This is a genomic window from Methanocella arvoryzae MRE50 (assembly GCF_000063445.1).
Lineage (GTDB): Archaea > Halobacteriota > Methanocellia > Methanocellales > Methanocellaceae > Methanocella_A > Methanocella_A arvoryzae.
Window position 1 is genome coordinate 3101698 of record NC_009464.1, and the last position, 16694, is coordinate 3118391.

At 53.3% G+C, this 16694-nt stretch carries 15 protein-coding genes; 8 read left to right on the plus strand and 7 right to left on the minus strand.

Annotated features, from left to right (window positions below):
- The first annotated feature begins 15 nt into the window (after window positions 1–15).
- Window positions 16–1800 carry a translation initiation factor IF-2 gene (infB, locus tag RCI_RS15225; RefSeq protein ID WP_012037333.1) on the plus strand — a complete coding sequence of 595 codons (1785 nt, stop codon included), beginning with the start codon at window positions 16–18 and terminating at the stop codon, window positions 1798–1800.
- Window positions 1801–1899: 99 nt separating this feature from the next.
- Here infB and RCI_RS15230 read toward each other — a convergent pair whose 3' ends face one another.
- The gene (locus RCI_RS15230; protein ID WP_012037334.1) at window positions 1900–2592 is read right to left on the minus strand and encodes a ferredoxin--NADP reductase; all 693 of its coding nucleotides are present in this window, start codon (window positions 2590–2592) and stop codon (window positions 1900–1902) included.
- Window positions 2593–2783: 191 nt separating this feature from the next.
- Between RCI_RS15230 and RCI_RS15235 the strand changes: the two genes are divergently transcribed.
- The gene (locus RCI_RS15235) at window positions 2784–4409 is read left to right on the plus strand and encodes a DNA topoisomerase VI subunit B (RefSeq protein ID WP_012037335.1); all 1626 of its coding nucleotides are present in this window, start codon (window positions 2784–2786) and stop codon (window positions 4407–4409) included.
- A 2-nt stretch (window positions 4410–4411) separates the two neighbouring features.
- Window positions 4412–5512 (plus strand): DNA topoisomerase IV subunit A, encoded by a 1101-nt coding sequence (locus tag RCI_RS15240; protein WP_012037336.1) that lies wholly within the window; start codon window positions 4412–4414, stop codon window positions 5510–5512.
- 31 nt (window positions 5513–5543) lie between these two features.
- Here RCI_RS15240 and RCI_RS15245 read toward each other — a convergent pair whose 3' ends face one another.
- Together RCI_RS15245 and RCI_RS15250 are read right to left on the minus strand one after the other, a co-directional pair.
- The gene (locus RCI_RS15245) at window positions 5544–7328 is read right to left on the minus strand and encodes a PAS domain S-box protein (protein ID WP_048198783.1); all 1785 of its coding nucleotides are present in this window, start codon (window positions 7326–7328) and stop codon (window positions 5544–5546) included.
- A 135-nt stretch (window positions 7329–7463) separates the two neighbouring features.
- Complete coding sequence (locus tag RCI_RS15250) at window positions 7464–8618, minus strand: alpha/beta hydrolase family protein (RefSeq protein WP_012037338.1); 1155 nt, start codon at window positions 8616–8618, stop codon at window positions 7464–7466.
- A gap of 161 nt (window positions 8619–8779) precedes the next feature.
- Between RCI_RS15250 and RCI_RS15255 the strand changes: the two genes are divergently transcribed.
- Window positions 8780–9628, plus strand: coding sequence for a PD-(D/E)XK nuclease family protein (locus RCI_RS15255; RefSeq protein WP_012037339.1), 849 nt, complete (start codon window positions 8780–8782; stop codon window positions 9626–9628).
- An 87-nt stretch (window positions 9629–9715) separates the two neighbouring features.
- Here RCI_RS15255 and RCI_RS15260 read toward each other — a convergent pair whose 3' ends face one another.
- Complete coding sequence (locus RCI_RS15260; RefSeq protein WP_048198786.1) at window positions 9716–10297, minus strand: thioredoxin fold domain-containing protein; 582 nt, start codon at window positions 10295–10297, stop codon at window positions 9716–9718.
- 155 nt (window positions 10298–10452) lie between these two features.
- On the opposite strand from RCI_RS15260, the gene RCI_RS15265 reads away from it, so the two are divergent.
- The gene (locus tag RCI_RS15265) at window positions 10453–11172 is read left to right on the plus strand and encodes a DNA alkylation repair protein (protein WP_012037341.1); all 720 of its coding nucleotides are present in this window, start codon (window positions 10453–10455) and stop codon (window positions 11170–11172) included.
- A gap of 274 nt (window positions 11173–11446) precedes the next feature.
- The gene (locus RCI_RS15270) at window positions 11447–12346 is read left to right on the plus strand and encodes a class I SAM-dependent methyltransferase (protein WP_012037342.1); all 900 of its coding nucleotides are present in this window, start codon (window positions 11447–11449) and stop codon (window positions 12344–12346) included.
- Between the two features lie 24 nt (window positions 12347–12370).
- Here RCI_RS15270 and RCI_RS15275 read toward each other — a convergent pair whose 3' ends face one another.
- From RCI_RS15275 to RCI_RS15285, 3 genes are read right to left on the minus strand one after another with little or no spacing between them, the layout of a single operon-like run.
- Entirely contained in the window at window positions 12371–13780 is a 1410-nt protein-coding gene (locus RCI_RS15275) for a chromosome condensation regulator RCC1 (protein WP_231844870.1), read from the minus strand.
- Window positions 13781–13839: 59 nt separating this feature from the next.
- Window positions 13840–14646 carry an ABC transporter permease gene (locus RCI_RS15280; protein WP_012037344.1) on the minus strand — a complete coding sequence of 269 codons (807 nt, stop codon included), beginning with the start codon at window positions 14644–14646 and terminating at the stop codon, window positions 13840–13842.
- Window positions 14643–15524 carry an ABC transporter permease gene (locus RCI_RS15285; RefSeq protein WP_012037345.1) on the minus strand — a complete coding sequence of 294 codons (882 nt, stop codon included), beginning with the start codon at window positions 15522–15524 and terminating at the stop codon, window positions 14643–14645. The genes RCI_RS15280 and RCI_RS15285 overlap by 4 nt, the downstream gene beginning before the upstream one ends.
- Window positions 15525–15812: 288 nt before the next feature.
- Here RCI_RS15285 and RCI_RS15290 point away from each other — a divergent pair, with 288 nt between their 5' ends.
- Both RCI_RS15290 and RCI_RS15295 read left to right on the plus strand, forming a co-directional pair.
- Window positions 15813–16376, plus strand: coding sequence for a hypothetical protein (locus tag RCI_RS15290; protein WP_012037346.1), 564 nt, complete (start codon window positions 15813–15815; stop codon window positions 16374–16376).
- A gap of 63 nt (window positions 16377–16439) precedes the next feature.
- Complete coding sequence (locus tag RCI_RS15295; RefSeq protein ID WP_148266665.1) at window positions 16440–16670, plus strand: hypothetical protein; 231 nt, start codon at window positions 16440–16442, stop codon at window positions 16668–16670.
- Window positions 16671–16694 lie beyond the last annotated feature (24 nt).

Genomic DNA, 16694 nt, shown 5'->3' on the forward strand with positions numbered 1-16694 from the left:
GCGCAGGGATACGATATGGCCACCGCCACTGAAATCAGGAAGGACCTCAGGACGCCGATCGTGTGCGTCATGGGACACGTTGACCACGGAAAGACTTCGCTGCTGGACCGGATCCGGGGCACGGCCGTGGTAGATAAGGAGGCGGGTGCCATCACCCAGCATATTGGTGCGACCGAGGTGCCGCTGCAGACCATACAGACTCTCTGTAAGGGTATGATCGGCGGCAACATCGTCGTCCCCGGCTTACTTTTCATCGATACCCCCGGGCATCACGCGTTTACTAATCTGCGGAGCAGAGGCGGCGCACTGGCCGACCTTGCGGTGCTCGTGGTGGACATCAACGAAGGCTTCCAGCCCCAGACTGTAGAAGCCATAAAAATCTTAAAGCAGTTTAAGACTCCGTTCGTGATCGCCGCCAACAAGATCGACAGGATCCACGGGTGGACTGCGAAGAATAATTCGCCATTCTTGCAGACTTTCAACTCCCAGCCAGACCACGTCAAGGGTATAATCGAAACCAAGACCTACGAGCTCGTGGGCCGGATGTCCGATCTGGGCTTCAGTTCGGACCGTTATGACCGCATACGGGACTTCACCCGGAACATCGGCATCATCCCCATCAGCGCAAGGACTGGCGAAGGCATCCCCGATCTGCTCATGATCCTGATCGGCCTCGCCCAGCGGTTCCTCGAAGAGTCGCTGAAGTTCCAGGTTACCGGGCCCGGCGTCGGCACGATCCTGGAGGTCAAAGAAGAGCGCGGACTTGGCTATACTATAGATACGATCATCTATGACGGCGAGATCAGAGTCGGCGACACCATCGTTATCGGCGGCAGAGAAAAGCCGTACTCGACCAAGGTAAGGGCTCTTTTGAAGCCCAAGCCCAACCGGGAGATCCGGGTTGAAGAGCGGTTCGACCGGGTCAATAAGGTGACCGCAGCATCCGGTGTCAAGATCCTGGCCCCGGAACTCGAGAAGGCTATGGCCGGCTCTCAGGTACGCGTAACGAAAGAGAGCAACGTCGAGGATATAATCAAAGAGATCGAGCAGGAGATGGAGCAGGCAAAGATTGTGACCGACGAAGTCGGCGTCATGGTCAAAGCTGACACCCTCGGCAGCCTCGAAGCCATCGTTAACGAGCTGCGGGAAGCTAAGATCCCCATCGGCAGAGCTGACGTAGGCGACATCTCCAAGAGAGACATCATCAACGCCGAGACGGTCAACGATCCGATGTACCGGGTCATGCTCGGCTTTAACGTGACCATACTCCCGGATGCGAACGACTACCTGCAGACCACAGACATCAAGATCTTCAACAGCGACGTTATCTATCATCTTATCGACGACTTCCGCAAGTGGGAGACCGAGCAGCGGGCTCTCGCGGAAAAGAAGAAGTTCGCCGAGATCGTCAGGCCGGGCAAGGTCAAGTACCTGCCTAACTGCACTTTCAGACAGAGCAAGCCTGCAGTCATCGGCCTCCAGATCATGGGCGGCATGCTCAAGCCAGGCGTCACACTGATCAAGCCCGACGGCTCCAAGATCGGCGTTGTAAGGCAGATCCAGGAGCGCAACGAGAACATCAGTATCGCCACCGTGGGCAAGGAAGTCGCAGTATCCATCGACGGCCCGACCGCCGGAAGACAGATCAACGAAGGCGAAATCTACTTCGTCGACGTGCCCGAAGGCCACAGCAAGGTGCTCGAGTTCCAGCTGAAAGATACGATCAAGCAGGATGAACTTGAGACGCTGATGGAGTTCCTGGCTATAAAACGAAAGGATAACCCGTTCTGGGGTAGATAAAAATAAAGGTCGTGGGTCGATAAAGCTAATCATCGACCCGCCAGATAAATCATCGAATCCGGCCTGACAGAGGGTGCTTCTCCGGACAACGATACCTTTCTAGTAGCCAGTAAAGTCTTCTAATCTTATCTGTTCATCGGGCACGGCCAGTTCTCTCAAAGCTTTCGACAGTGCCTCATTCATTGCCGGCGGGCCGCAGATATAGAAAGTTCGCCCTGAGTAATCCGGTATTTGTTCTCTGATCATCTTTGCATCCACATGCCCTTTCAGCCCTTTCCAGTCCGGCTCCCGTGTCAGGACGTGGCTGATCTTGATGTTTGGATGCTCTCTGGCAATCGCGTCCAGCTCGTCCTTAAACACGATGTCTGCAGCCGTCTTGTTGGAATAAAGCATCTTCACGTCGGTCTTCAGGTTCTTATCTGCTATGTACTTGAGCATGCTGCGCATTGGGGTGATGCCGATGCCTCCTGTCAGGAAGCCCAGCTTCAAGTTTTCTCCCGCATAGACGAAATCGCCATATGGGCCGTTAATTTTTATCCATTCCCCGCCTTTCATCTGGTCCAGCGCCTGAGAATAAGGGTGATCTGTGATCTTTTTGGTGAACTCGAGATAGTTCTCAGTAGGGCTGGCTGAGATAGTGAAGTGGTGCAGCTTACTGGTACCTTCGATCCTGATGTTCACGTACATCCACTGCCCGGCCTTGAATTCGAAGCCCTGCGGACGGTCGAAGCGGAAACTTTTAACGTCGGCCGTCCGCTGTATGATTTCCCTGACGCTCGTCTCAAAATTCATGGTGCCTGCTGCCTGAAACCCCTGTAACGATGACATAGCTGATTACTCGTTTCGCGCGTACGCTATCCATTACTATATAGGTAACATGAGGAAAGGATGGTTTCTGTGCCATGTCGTAAAACCATGGCCCGCGGCGAGGCGTTTCTGCCATCGGTCAGCTATTTATAACCCGTTGTACCATTCTATAGCATATGACCGCTGTACCCGGGAACGAAAAATCGCCCATCGCCATGGAACTGGCCCGAAAGCAGAAGTCTATCAGCGTAGCGGAGTTCTTCGAGAAGAACCGGCACATGCTGGGTTTCGATTCTCTGCCGCGGTGCCTGATAACGTGTATCAAGGAAGCTGTGGATAACTCGCTGGACGCCTGCGAAGAAGCTTCTATTCTGCCGGACATCTACATACGGGTACGCAAGGTAGATGATCGCCTCGTCTCCATCATCATAGAGGACAATGGTCCGGGCATTCAAAAAGACGTGCTGCCCAGAGTCTTCGGTAAACTCCTGTATGGCAGTCGCTTTCACGCTATCCGCCAGAGCAGAGGTCAGCAGGGTATCGGTATTTCTGCAGCGGTGCTTTACGGACAGCTTACCAGTGGCAAGCCCGCCCGCATTACCTCTAAAATCGACCCAAGGCTGCCTGCCTACATGTATGAGCTCAAGATCGACACGGAGACCAATGAGCCACGCATCATCTCCGAGAGGGTGGACGAATTTTTCACCTCCCGGGGCACCCGTATCGAGCTTGAGATGGAGGCCGCCTATGTCCGGGGCAAGCAGTCGGTACTGGAGTACCTGCGTAATACTGCCATTGTCAACCCTCACGCTAGAATTACTTTTGTCGACCCTTTGGGGGAGAAGACCACTTTCGAGCGGGCTTCCGACGTGCTGCCGAAACAGCCGGTCGAGATCAAGCCTCACCCGCGTGGTATCGAACTGGGCACCCTGATTAAGATGATGCAGTCGGCGGAGCACGGCAAGCTGTCTACGTTCCTGAATAGCGAATTTGCGAAGGTCGGCGGCTACACGGCTGAAAATATCTGCAAGGAGGCCAGTATCGACCCGTCCGCCGACCCAGTGGAGCTTGCGAAGGACATCGATGCGGTCAAGCGGCTGATGGCAGCTTTCCAGAAGATCAAGGTGATGGCTCCGCCCAAAGACTGTCTCTCTCCGATCACTGAAGATCTGCTGAAAAAAGGCGTAGTGCAGAACCACCGGGTCGACTTCATAGCCACTTCATCCCGGCCAGTCAACGCGAGCCGGGGTAATCCTTTCCTGGTCGAGGCACTGATCGCCTACGGCGGAGACATCCAGCCCGAGGGAAGGATCGATATAGTGCGGTTTGCCAACCGGGTGCCGCTGATGTACCAGCAGGGCGCCTGTGCGATCACCCATGCCATTGAAAGGATCAACTGGAAACACTACAATCTGGAACAGTCAAAAGGCGCTAAGCTGCCCAGCGGACCAATCATGATAATGGTCCACGTGGCCTCCACAAATGTGCCTTTCACTTCCGAGTCCAAGGATGCTATCGCCGACGTCCCCGAGCTCATCGACGAAGTGGAACTGGCCGTGAGACAGGCCGCCAGAGAGCTGAGCAGGTTTCTGTCGGAGCAGAAGAAGGCCGGAGAAGCCCGGAAGAAGATCAAGCTGTTCGAAGCGTACACTAAAGAGGTTGCACAGGCACTGGAAGATCTTACAGGCAAGCCCGCCTCTGTGGTCGAGGCGAAACTGACCGATGCGCTGAATAAGAAATATGCTAAGTTCATCGAGGACGCGGCCTTGCCCGAAACTCCCGTTAAGGACGGAGGTGCCTGATCATGTCAAAGCGAAGCCAGGAGATCGTCAACAGGCTCAAAGGCCTGGGCGACAGCATCATCTCGGATATCGACGCCGGGAAAAATCCGTCCCTCGATATCAGGATGCGAGCGCTCAATAACGTCTATTTCGATGAGCAGTCCGGGATCATTAAGCTCGGCAACGACCAGCAGAAGCGGTTCTACTTCAACCTCGGGCAGGCGAAAAAGTTCCTGCAGACCTTACTCATCGCCAAGCAGATCAAGATCCTGCTAGAGCAGGATAAGCCAGCGCTATCCATTCGTCAGCTGTTCTACACGCTCAAGCACGACATCCCGGGAGCAGGCGAAAACACTTTTGACGTTCAGGACGAGTCCGATCCGCTCATCGAGGACGTAGAGCTGATGGTCGACGCCCTCCGTGAAGAGCTCAACCTGATTGCCACCCCTAACGGTGTCCTTGCCGGCCCGATGATCGTGGAGGATAAGACCGGCGACGTGCTGGATTTCACTAAGATGGGCTCGGCAGGCGGGGCAGTGCCGCCGATCGTCGAGGACGATTTCTTCCACATCAAGGAAATGAACGCCGATTATATTCTGGTCGTGGAAAAGTACGCCGTCTGGAACCTGCTGAACCAGGAAAAGTTCTGGAAGAAAAATAACTGCATCCTTCTGACCGGCAAAGGCCAGCCTGCAAGAGCAGAGCGCAGGCTTCTCGCCCGGTTCGGAGAAGAGTACGATATCCCAGTTTACGTGTTTACCGATATGGACCCGTGGGGATACTACATCTACTCGGTTTACAAGTATGGCTCGATCAACCTGGCGTTCTTCTCCGAAAAGGCAGCATGCCCCAGGGCGAAGTACCTGGGCCTTTCGGTCAAAGACGTGATGAACTTCGATATGCCCCGCAGCTCGTGGATCAAGCTCAACGACGAGGACCACAAGCGCATCGCCGAGATCTCCGAGTACCCATGGTTCAAGAAAGACTACTGGCAGAAAGAGCTGACTGATCTGAAGAAGTTCGGGTACAAGATCGAGCAGGATGCACTGGTCTCCAAGTCGATCGAGTTCACGGCGAACAACTACCTGCCGACCAAAATTGAGAATAAGGACTTCTTTGACTGATATTAGGGCTTGCAAGTCATAACGTACAGGCTTATCGTGCCGGAAATGTAATGGTAAACATGGTTCCACGGGAACTGTCGAGTACGATCCTGCCCTCAAGCTGCTCGACCAGCGCTAAGACCAGTTGCATGCCCATGGACTGGGCGTTCGACAGGCTAAAACCATCGGGCATGCCTACCCCGTCATCCTCTATCGTGATGATCGTCTTATGATCGCCGCTCGATAGCCGTATTCTTATATTACCATGCCGGGACTCCGGGAACGCATGCTTGAGGCTGTTAGAGATCAGCTCGTTCATGATCAGGCCACAGGGGACGGCCTGATCTACGCCCAGATAAATGTCATCACCTTCAATAGTCAGCCTCACTCTTCCAGAATTAGCTCTATACGTGACTAAGAGCTGATTGCCGAGGCTCTTCAGGTATTCGTCGAAATTAATTTTCGAGAGGTCGTCAGACATGTAAATCCGCTCGTGCACCAGGGCTATGGAACGAATCCTGCTCTGGCTCTCTGCCAGGATCTGCCTTACCGGCTCCTGATCGATGCCTGACAGCCGCAGATTTAGAAGGCTGGAAATAATCTGCATGTTGTTTTTTACTCTGTGGTGCACTTCCTTCAGGAGGACTTCTTTCTCCCTGAGCGAATTTTTAATCCGCTCTTCATTGACCTTGCGTTCGGTGATATCCTCTTCTATGATCACTAAGTTGGCGACTTTTCCATCTGGATCCCTGAGGGGGGATATATGTACCGAGACCCACCTCTCTTCTCCGTCCTTATTCACGTACGGGCGCTCGCTTTTCCAGTCTTTGCCCGACTTCACCGACTCGATTATCTCGGCGACTCTGGCACGATCAGCCTCAGGTATAAAGTCCAGCTTGTATCTGCCGATCACATCCCCTGGTCTGGCTCCCGTCAGCCTGGTGAAGGCCGAGTTAACGTAAGTTATCTTCCCCTCATGGTCAGTGATAGTGGTGCTATTCGGGCTCTGATCCAGAGCCATGAACAGCTTCCGGAGTTGCTCCTCTGCCAGCTTCCGCTCGGTGACGTCCTCCTCGACATCTATGAAGTGTGTGATCTTCCCGTTCCTGTCCTTGATCGGAAATATGTGGGCGAATACCCAGTTCGGCTTGCCACTACTGGTCTTATACTCGATCTCCCCCCGCCACTCCTGCCCTGATTTGATCCTGTCCATCACTTCGTTGAACTGCTCCGGCCTTGCGTTAGCAAAGGAGAGGCTTGACAGCGGTTTGCCCACAGCATCCTCTGCAGCATAACCTGTGATCCTGGAAAAATAGGGGTTGACGTACACGATAGTGCCCTCCATATCGAAGATCATGACGCTGCTGGGGCTTTGCTCGATAGCGGCGGAGAGCCTTCGCATCCTGTCCTCAGAAATCTTCTGCCCGGTGATGTCGACGATGAAGCCCCGTAATCCTGCCGGCTTTCCGTCTCTGAGGATGACGGAGGAATGGACGATCACAGGGATCCGGCTGCCGTCTTTTCTCTGGAATGTGTACTCAGCGCCGGATTTTTCGCCGTTCAAAACGCAGCTGATATTCCGCCGTGCCATCTCCCGCTCTTCCGGCACAATCATTTGCAATACATTTAGCCCGCGGTGAAAATCCTCTATCGTGTAGCCCATTACTTCGTAGGCGCTACGGTTGACGTAGGTCAGGTTTCCCAGGAGGTCCATCTCGAAGACGATCTGCGGCAGCAGGTCAGCCAGTTCTTCGTATCTTTTCTTACTTCTAGCCTCCTCTGCTCTGGTGGACTGAGTCACGTCATCTTCACTACAGGATAGTTCGTTTTTATCCATGAGTCGCATGCCCCTCGCATCTGCCTGGCTCGCAGGTTATTACAGTAATAATCAGAATAATGATCTCTTTGGTACCAGTAGCATATAAACAATCCCTTCACAGGGAATTATAAAAAAGAATTGCAAAAGGTGATCTTAAAGCGTAGCCAGATCTGGCCTCGGTATCCTCTCCGGACCTCCTAGCTTGTTAGCTAACCATGCGACTGACCGGGGTATCCATATCCCGCATTGCCCAGGTGCACAATGCCCGTCCTCCCGGTATACCCACTCTTCCTGCTTTACTCCGCCCTCTTCGGCGATCATAAACAGGTCTTCTATTGGAACGTATGGGTCGTCCGAGCCGTTGATGCTCAGTAGCGGGCAGGCTATTCTACGCAGGTCCTCTCGTTTGAACAAGGGGAACTCCTCGAGTGCATCCAGCGCTTTATTGAACTCCATCAGGTCGATGCCCATCGCCCTGGCCAGGGGTATTTTCATATACCCGGGCCATTTTCTAACGTTGTCCCTGGAAAACGCCCTGTGCACCGGGCTGCCGCAGTTCACAGCAGCTTTAATCTCAGGAGATGTCGAAGCTGCCACCAGCGTCCAGTATCCCCCAAAACCTGTGCCCATCATGCCGACTCTCGACGGATCGCTCTCGCCCCTGCCTGCCAGGTACTTGATTGCTCTGGAGTACACCTCGTTGCCGCCCGGCGGCTCAAGCTTCCATGCGTTCTCCCCTGTCCCAGGCATGTCGATGGTCATGCATGTCATCCCTGCACCCACCACCTGCATAGCTATGTAGTGCAGGTCTTCCTTGGTACAGTCTGCACCTCCCGTCAGCAGCACGCCCTCCGGCCTGACGATCTCTTTCTCCGGGCGGGGCAGATAGTAGTTGACAGCGATGTCTCTGTCACCGTAGGGTATCTGCTCCCTGCGGAAGTCGAACGGGAAATAGTGGCTTCCTTCCGATAAAGCCGATCTTTGCCTGGAGTAGGCTTCCTGTTTCAGCGGCGTCTCTGTAGCCGGAAATCTGGCTATACCATAATACAGGGCAGCGTTGTTGTACAGGCGAGCCTTTTCCCCCTCGCTCTTCGCGGGAGAGCGAGCCTGGTCCCTGCACCGGTCACCCAGCCTCATGCAGATAGTGGCCCAGCCGTTAACCCCATCGGGTTCGTAAAGCGGTCCGCTGCTTCTGGTCGCCAGATCATTGAGCAGTTTACCATCCGCCCCGGCGTAAATCCATAAGGGGAACTTGTCCCTTTTCAGCCACAGCATTTCCTCGTCCGCCTGCCTTTCCATCGCCGCCATAATCGATCATAAAAAACTGGACAGGCCCGACTTTATATTTTAATGATGGATGACGCGGGGAAACAGATCGCGAGACTTACCGATCACCTTTGCCGGTGTGGCTTAACGTAAGAAATCAGCGGTGCAGCAAGTATTTTTAATCGCGCTACGTTCAGTCTCTCATGACCGGCGCCCTCGATAAATACGGCATAAGCAGGCTCAATGTCACCCACCTCTCCCAGCAGTTCTGGTGCGAGCGCCAGGTAGCCCTCTCGCTGGAGCACCCCCGGGAAGAGACAGAAGAGATGGCCGCGGGCACCGAAATCCACCGAGAACTTATGCTGGAGATCGTCAAAGAGGTCTCGGCGGAAACCACCACTATCGAGGACGAAATCTACCTGATGATGCTGAACCTCAGAACCGGGCTGGAGCAGCTTGTCTCTGAGGGAAAGACCCGGGAACTGAGGGTATTCGGCAGGGCAGGGGAGTTCCCGCTCTCGGGCATCATCGACGAGCTCTCCTTGAATGATGGTCAGCTGACTATCCTGGACCACAAAACCCGCACTAAACCCTCTCTGCCGCCGCCTCCGACTTTTGCAACGGCCGAGATCCAGGTCATGCTCTACCGGAAGCTGCTGGACGACCTCCGCTTCGGGCGTTACACCCCTGACCAGTTTTTTACAGACCGCAGGCTGCCTGACCTCGGGGATATTTCCCCCGGTATGAAAGACCAGCTGGAAGCACAGGGGCTCTACGAAAAGCTGACCCCGGCAGAGCTGACCGTCGAAGTATTCTCCGCTTTCCGGAAACTGCCCGCTATCTCAGACTACCTGATCGTCCGCTACCTGCACCGGGACTCGGGCAGCCATATCGGCGACAAGGTGGTTCTCCACGACCCGGCCGCCCTCGATAAAAAGCTCAGCCACGCCCTCAAGTTCTGGACCGGCGAGCGGGAAGCTACTACAGTAAAAAGCAGAGAGCGGTGGAAGTGCAACTACTGCGAGTACCGGGGAGTACACTGCCCGCTCTGAGAATTTTTTGTATACTATCCGATCTATGCATTAGCGACCGCTATGCAATTGCGACCGCTATGCATTAGCTACAGTCTCCGGGCAGACTTATAGTCCGCTCCACGCAAACGCTTTCTTCGCCCAGTCGCTCTCCGGGTACTTCCTGCTCAGGTAGATGTGGGCATTCTTGAGCATTTTAGCGTCATTTGTCTTCTTGTACTGAGCTACGCCTGTATAGTAGGCCGCTTCAGGTGCCGCCTCGGTCTCGGGGTACTTTTTGTCGATCGTCTCGAAGCAACTGATCGCCTTATCGTAGTCTTCGTTCCGCATCGAGACCTTTCCCTCGCCGAGGATCAGCTGAGCCCTGAAATCCTTCGGCGGCAGGTAGCCTACGAACCGGTACGCCTCACTGCCGTCCTTGTCTGCGATGATAAACGTAGGCGTCCATTCTACGTTGTACTTTTTGACCAGGTCCTTGTTTCCCGGCTCCGATATCTCGAACATGCCCAGCGCAAACCTGTGCCCGGCATGGAGGACCACGTCTCTGGTCGGCAGTGTCTTCTCGATCATCATCTTGCATCCGCTACAGTGGTGGGAATGGAAGAACAGCAGTATCGGCTTTCCCGTCTTCCTGGCCACGTCCTGCACCTCATCGTATTTCTCCATCCAGTTGAGCTTTTGCTCCATCATATCCAATCACCGCTTTCAATAACTTCACACCTGAAACGTCCTCCTCTGACAATTTTAAGCTGATATGGGTAAAGAGCATCCGGGGTGGAATAATGCTGTAGCTAATGCGGAGTTTTAGCGTGGTTATATAACCGGGCAAGACTATTCTATCGTCTATGAGTGCCAGCTCAAGGATAGACTCCGATTTGTCTGCAATCATCGATCGCTTCAAAGCTCTCGAAAGCCCCAAAGATCGGGAAGGCATGGCCCGGTTCGGTATCCGGACCGACAGGGCCTTCGGCATCTCCGTCTATGTCCTGCGGGACATGGCGAAGGAGATCGGCACCAGCCATGAGCTGGCACTGGCGCTGTGGGATACGGGCTACCACGAAGCGAGAATCCTGGCCGGCATCATCGATGACCCGAAGCAAGTCACCTCAGACCAGATGGACGCGTGGGTCGCCGAATTCGACTCCTGGGACGTCTGCGACCAGTGCTGCTCCAACCTGTTCGACCAGACTCCGTTTGCCTACGAAAAGGCCTTCCAGTGGGCCGACGACGACCGGGAGTTCGTCCGCAGGTCAGGCTTCGTCATGATGGCTGCTCTGGCTGTCCATGACAAAAAAGCGGGCGATGAGAGCTTCGAGCAGTTCTTCCCGGTCATGAAAAAGTACGCCACCGACGACCGCAACTTCGTCCGCAAGGCCGTCAACTGGGCTTTGAGAAACGTCGGCAAGCGCAACTTGACTTTGAATGCCTGCGCCATCGAAGTTGCCGAAGAGATCAAGGCCATCAACACCAAAAGCGCCCGGTGGATCGCCAGCGATGCGCTGCGAGAGCTGAAAAGCGAGAAAGTGCAGGCCAGACTTGCTGCGAAGGCTAAAAAGGCAAAATAGCTTACAACAGCGGCATGGTAGTTTTTCACCACAGAGACGCACAGAGCGACTGGTTCACCACAGAGGCACAGAGAACACAGAGATTTTTCTAAAGACAATTGCATATTGACCGTATGTTAAAAAGTCTCTGTGAATCTCTGTTCGCCTCTGTGCCTCTGTGGTAAAATAGTAACTCTGTGAGTCTCTGTGGTTATAAGTACTCTGTTGTCTCTTCCAGCATCCAGAAGGCTTATCTATTCCTTAAGTCTCTAATACACCATTCGCTGGGATACTATTGCCAGGCAATACGATCACTCCTAACCCTGATACGCTTAAGAAATACAATGCTGACGTCTACGACGATGCTTCTGACATTTACGACACGTACGAGGGCCTGTTTTTCCCGTACCTGTTCGGGCGTATCCGGGAGCTTGTGGCGGATCGGTTTATCCCCTCGCTGCCCAATGATGCAGTGGTGCTGGACGTGGGCTGCGGTACCGGCCAGCAGACGCTGTTGTTCAGGGAGAAGGGCATCGCCGTCGTCGGCGTCGACATCAGTGCCGGGCTGGTGCGGGTTGCCAATGAAAAGATCGGCGAGAATATCTGCATGGTGTCTGACGCATGCCGGTTGCCATTTGTGGACGGGGTTTTCGACGCTGTCTCCTGCGCCGGCAGCACGCTAAACCATATTCCTGACTACGGCTGCTTTTTCGATGAGGTTGCCCGGGTGCTTAAGCCGGGCGGATATATCTTTCTGGAATCGGACAACAAGTGGCGCCCTGACATGTTCTGGTGTCTCTTAAGCTGTATGGCCGGCGACCCACTGCAGTACCACGAAAAGCTCGGCCACGTGATCGGGTACTTCAAACGCCCCCTGTCAGAAGGCTATCCGTACGTGTTTCCGCTCTCTTTCGGGGAAGGCAAAGTGAGGGAGCTGAACCTGCGCACCTTCACCTGCAAAGAACTCTATAAAGAACTGGGCGCCCGGGGATGTAAAGTTGAAAAAGTCTACGGCATCCACGCCATAACAAACGTCCTGCCCAGCCCCCTGATGATCCAGGATCATCCGGGCAAGATTACAACTGCCGTATTCAAGTTCCTCGCCTTCTTCGAAAACCGGCTCTACGGCCTCTGGCCGATCAACCGGGTGGGGATGAGCGTCATCGTCTTCGCGAGAAAAAATGCGCCGAAGTAGCGTTACACTGTAAAAAATGTAACGCTACTGGCCTTCTCTTTTTCTACCCAGGAATCCTGCCGTAATCCCGGCCGTCACGAGCAGACAGCCAAGTACTGCCAGTGCGCTAAAGTCAAAACCGGTCGCAGGTACTGGTGATACGTCAGGTAATGGTACCGGGGTCGGAGATGCCGTCGTTACAATGGCAGGAGTGGGAGTTCCTGTAGAATCTGCTTCTTGCACCGGGCCTGTAGTATTGTCGGGTACTGGAGTCGGTGTCGAGGATACTGAGACAGAACTTGCATCACCGGGCAAATCGACGTAGAGATCGGTCACCTGTACAGCATAGGGTTTACCTCCGTACTGTGATATTTCTCCATTACCCAGTTCGCCGAAACAATTTGAACCCCATGCCCATACTGTGCCATCATTTTTAACGGCCAGCAAATGCATGTCGCCAGTGCTAATAGCTACGATGTCCGAAAAGCCTGATAGCTGCACAGGCGTATTGCTGTCGAGCGAAGCTTGCCCGTCATAGCAATTCGGATTGCTACCCCACGCCCATATTGTTCCATCCTTCTTCAAAGCCACATAATAGCCTACTCCACTATCAATTTCCCTGACATCACTCATTCCCGGCACAGGATGTGGGGATGGGACGACGTATCCCAGAGGATCCCCATCATCGTTCGTACCATCGTACGTCGGAAATTTCGAGTCTCCGGAAACCCAGAAGTTATTCTTGCCCCAGCCATACACCTGGCCAGTACCGTCGAGGGCCAGCACGCTGGAATCAGACATATAATAATCATTGATACCAAAACATATCGACTGGGGACAGACCAGCTTAACGTTGTCAAGCTGCATCTGTACAGGCAATTCCCTGCTGACGTTGGTACCGTCGTTCAGCTGGTAATCCCTGTTTTCCCCCCAGCTCCACCAGGAACCATCATCTTTCTGCACGTAAACAAAGCTTATCGTCGGTACCACTCTGCTGACATTACCGATCGACAGCTGTACAGGCTCGAGAGTATATTCGGAATGCCTGATGTCGTCAAAGCTTAGACATAGCTCTCTCCCGCACATCCAGAGGCTGCCATCAGTTTTCACCATATAAACCGTGTTTCCTGTGCTGGCGATAGATTTTACATCAGCGATATTGATCTGGACAGGCGTAGTGCTATTTTCCCCGGGATAAGAACCAGCCTGGCTGGCAGGCATCATTCCCCATGCCCATACTGTACCATCGTCTTTCAATACTACCGCGCCCCCTACTCCAGAAGCAACCATCTTCACGTGATCGATTAAAGGTACTTTAGTCGGGTGCACGTACTTCTCCCCGAGGAAATATCCCCACACCCAGAGATCACCGTCAGCGCCGATTGCATAACCTGACGAGTCCAGTGCGCAGACTTCCGTTACCGTGATCGCACTGGCCGTCGTTGACAGAGCCACGATCAAGCTTGCTAATAGGAGCAATATAATAGAGGATTTAACCAGAATTTTACTTGAAATCATACAATATCACCTTTCGTATAGATTGCCATTGTAGCCAGGCAGGCGAGAACGATCGCTGCCACAAAGAAAAACAGGTTGACCAGATTAGCGTCGAACCACTCGCCCATGGTCAAAGAGACGCTCTGCAGGCTGGCTGCCTTACTGATATACAGGCTGCACATCGCAGATTTTGGGCTGAAGTTGCTCAGCCAGGGAAGCAGCCATGTCCATCCGACGTAGCCGTCGATGAAAATGTACGCCACCGCCAGGGACGTCGAGATCAGCAGGTCTTTGATGACCGCGCCGATGAACATGGCGATTGTCAAACTCAAAGATGCGTAGACCATGGCAATCAGCGCATATATGGCGATCCTCGAGAGAAAGTCCGCCGGGTCTGCGGGCATCTTGTAAAGAAGGGAGAGAGCCACCGCTGCAAGAAGCAGGCTGTATACGATAACGAACAGCATATACACGTTCAAGCCCAGGAGCTTTCCGACGATCAAATCCTGCCTGTATAGCGGCTTAGACAGGAGGACGTTCAGGGAATGGTTTCTCCGCTCCTCAGCGATAGAAATGACACCGACGAAGACTGCTACCACGGAACAGTACACGGCCGTGAACATGAACGTCTGGCCGAGGCAATAATACAGCCCCTTCTCCGTATGGCCGCCACCGATCGTTGCAGCCGTCCCTCCGGCGCCGTTGAGTATCGCCAGGAAAGTCAACAGGAGTATAATTACCGGGGTAAGCGGGTGATAATATACTCGCGCAAACTCATTTTTTGCTACGTAGCATGTAGCGGATAGCCGGGAGGGAGCGGTCATGTCACATCCCTCCGTAAAAACGCAATATAGCTCACGACTATTACAACGAGGACATACGTGGCAAGTTTTACAATATTCGGCAGCGCCGCGCACAGCGTTGAAAGTAGGTCAGAGGCGGGATTAAGAATACTGTCGGCCTGAACCGGGCCTTTGAAGATGCTGCTCATGATGCCGTCCGGTATGTACTCGAGGAACGGCGGGTTCACCACGCTCCAGCCTAACAAGCCCGATAGCTTACCGGAGATCTCGCCTGACAGCGAGTCGATCATGAAAAATTTGAAGATCGTGCTGAGTATCAGGGCAAAGGCAAGGTCCGTGAACAGCAGAGAGATCAGCAATGCTGCCGAGAAGAACATGAGTACGTAGATCAGAGAAATTAATGCCACTATGGGAAGCCTGATTAAGTATTCCCCGGCCAGCGGCGAAAAGGCTTCCCCCCATGCTATTGTTATGTAACCAGTATATGCCAGTATAGTAACCACGAAGACCGATAGAATAAACATCGAGCACCCAAGCAGCTTTCCATTGATGATCGTATCCCTGTATAATGGCTTGACGACCAGGGTATTCAGCGTATTGCCGTACCTCTCGATCGCCACCGTACAAACGCCGAGAATGATTCCTAAGAATGACCCGTAAAACGTGAGCACGTGCATGATGTTTACAAGCATGATACCTGTGTAGTAATCCGAATCCTTGCCGCCCAGCATATGGTAGTAAAATAGCGTTTGGGTGTAGGCTTCGTCTCCGGGCGGGCGCAGTTCTATCAGGCATTTAGCGAATAACAGAAAGTATATCGCACCTGTTATTAGCATCAGCTTGCTCCTCGCCAGGTTACCAAACTCGTTTCCGGCGATGACAAAGACATTTCTCACCATTTACACGACCTTTAACGTAATGATCAGACTGCCTTTACGGGCTGTCATATACCTGAGCAGGGGTATAACAATCGCTTCGATACAGGCGTGACAGTCATTTTTCTCCATCTGCCGGCGATTGTATACATATTCTTAACAAAATGAGTCTTGATCGGACTATTTATCCGTTCTCTCACCAAGTGTTGATCGTATGATCGGCCGTACGTCCGTAAGAGATGATGAGGCTAATGCTCATTTTTTCGGAACCAGCATATTTATATTCTGACCTGCCTTGATCAAAGATGTGATATGATGAATGGCCACTTGATCAGAGCCATGGTGCTCATGGTATCTTTAACCCTCATCCTGCTGACTTCCGGCTGTACTCAGCCTGCGAGCCCATCTCCCTCTCCGTCTTACCATCCGACTCTGCCAGCAACGTCTTCAGCGCAGGTTGCGTCCCCCACCCCGGTTCCGGGAAGCGACGAAGCGAACATTAATTTTACCTATATCATGAAGACCTACCCGAAGCAGTACGAAGGCTTGACACCTAATCCCGGCGAGCTTATCTACGTCTTTGACGTAAAAGTAGACTCTGATAAGCCTGTGCAGACAGACGATTCCTGGTTCGGGATCGAGTACAGGAAGAACGCCACGCAGCCTATACAGGATCTGGAGCCAAACACTGTCTTCCGGTATCCCTCGAAGACTATCGGCGACGGCTCGGGACCTGCTGAAGGCAGGCTGATCATCGCCCTGCCGGCGCCGGAGAGCGGCTCCCTAATACGCCCCTATTACTACAAGCCAGTCAATCAGCAGCACGGGGAATACCTGGTGAAGACGAAAGTCTATGGTATCCTGAGGACCTCTTAATGATTTATGGCTGCCGTTTTTAGGCAGCACATTTTATATTGCATGAAGTGTATTGGTGTTACCATGAGCGATTTCGCAGAAGAGATCTATAACCTGCTCGGAAATCCCAACGACAGCCTACGCCTGTCCTCACTGGTTGAGTCTTTCCAGCTAAAAGAGGGCAGCGATAAGGATGGAGAACTCCCTGAGGTCGTGGTGAAAGTGAGCAAGGCCACGCCCCCCTCGGACGTCCGCTGGATCAAGGACACACTCTCCGAGTACGACATGTTTTACCGGTTCACTGTCATACAATAATAATACCAAAATTCTTTTTTAGCT

Coding starts and splice junctions, on each gene's coding strand:
- RCI_RS15240 (WP_012037336.1), top strand. CDS start 4,412: ATGTCAAAGCGAAGCCAGGAGATCGTCAACAGGCTCAAAGGCCTGGGC.
- infB (WP_012037333.1), top strand. CDS start 16: ATGGCCACCGCCACTGAAATCAGGAAGGACCTCAGGACGCCGATCGTG.
- RCI_RS15245 (WP_048198783.1), bottom strand. CDS start 7,328: ATGGATAAAAACGAACTATCCTGTAGTGAAGATGACGTGACTCAGTCC.
- RCI_RS15255 (WP_012037339.1), top strand. CDS start 8,780: ATGACCGGCGCCCTCGATAAATACGGCATAAGCAGGCTCAATGTCACC.
- RCI_RS15260 (WP_048198786.1), bottom strand. CDS start 10,297: ATGATGGAGCAAAAGCTCAACTGGATGGAGAAATACGATGAGGTGCAG.
- RCI_RS15285 (WP_012037345.1), bottom strand. CDS start 15,524: ATGGTGAGAAATGTCTTTGTCATCGCCGGAAACGAGTTTGGTAACCTG.
- RCI_RS15280 (WP_012037344.1), bottom strand. CDS start 14,646: ATGACCGCTCCCTCCCGGCTATCCGCTACATGCTACGTAGCAAAAAAT.
- RCI_RS15250 (WP_012037338.1), bottom strand. CDS start 8,618: ATGGCGGCGATGGAAAGGCAGGCGGACGAGGAAATGCTGTGGCTGAAA.
- RCI_RS15235 (WP_012037335.1), top strand. CDS start 2,784: ATGACCGCTGTACCCGGGAACGAAAAATCGCCCATCGCCATGGAACTG.
- RCI_RS15230 (WP_012037334.1), bottom strand. CDS start 2,592: ATGAATTTTGAGACGAGCGTCAGGGAAATCATACAGCGGACGGCCGAC.
- RCI_RS15295 (WP_148266665.1), top strand. CDS start 16,440: ATGAGCGATTTCGCAGAAGAGATCTATAACCTGCTCGGAAATCCCAAC.
- RCI_RS15290 (WP_012037346.1), top strand. CDS start 15,813: ATGATGAATGGCCACTTGATCAGAGCCATGGTGCTCATGGTATCTTTA.
- RCI_RS15265 (WP_012037341.1), top strand. CDS start 10,453: ATGAGTGCCAGCTCAAGGATAGACTCCGATTTGTCTGCAATCATCGAT.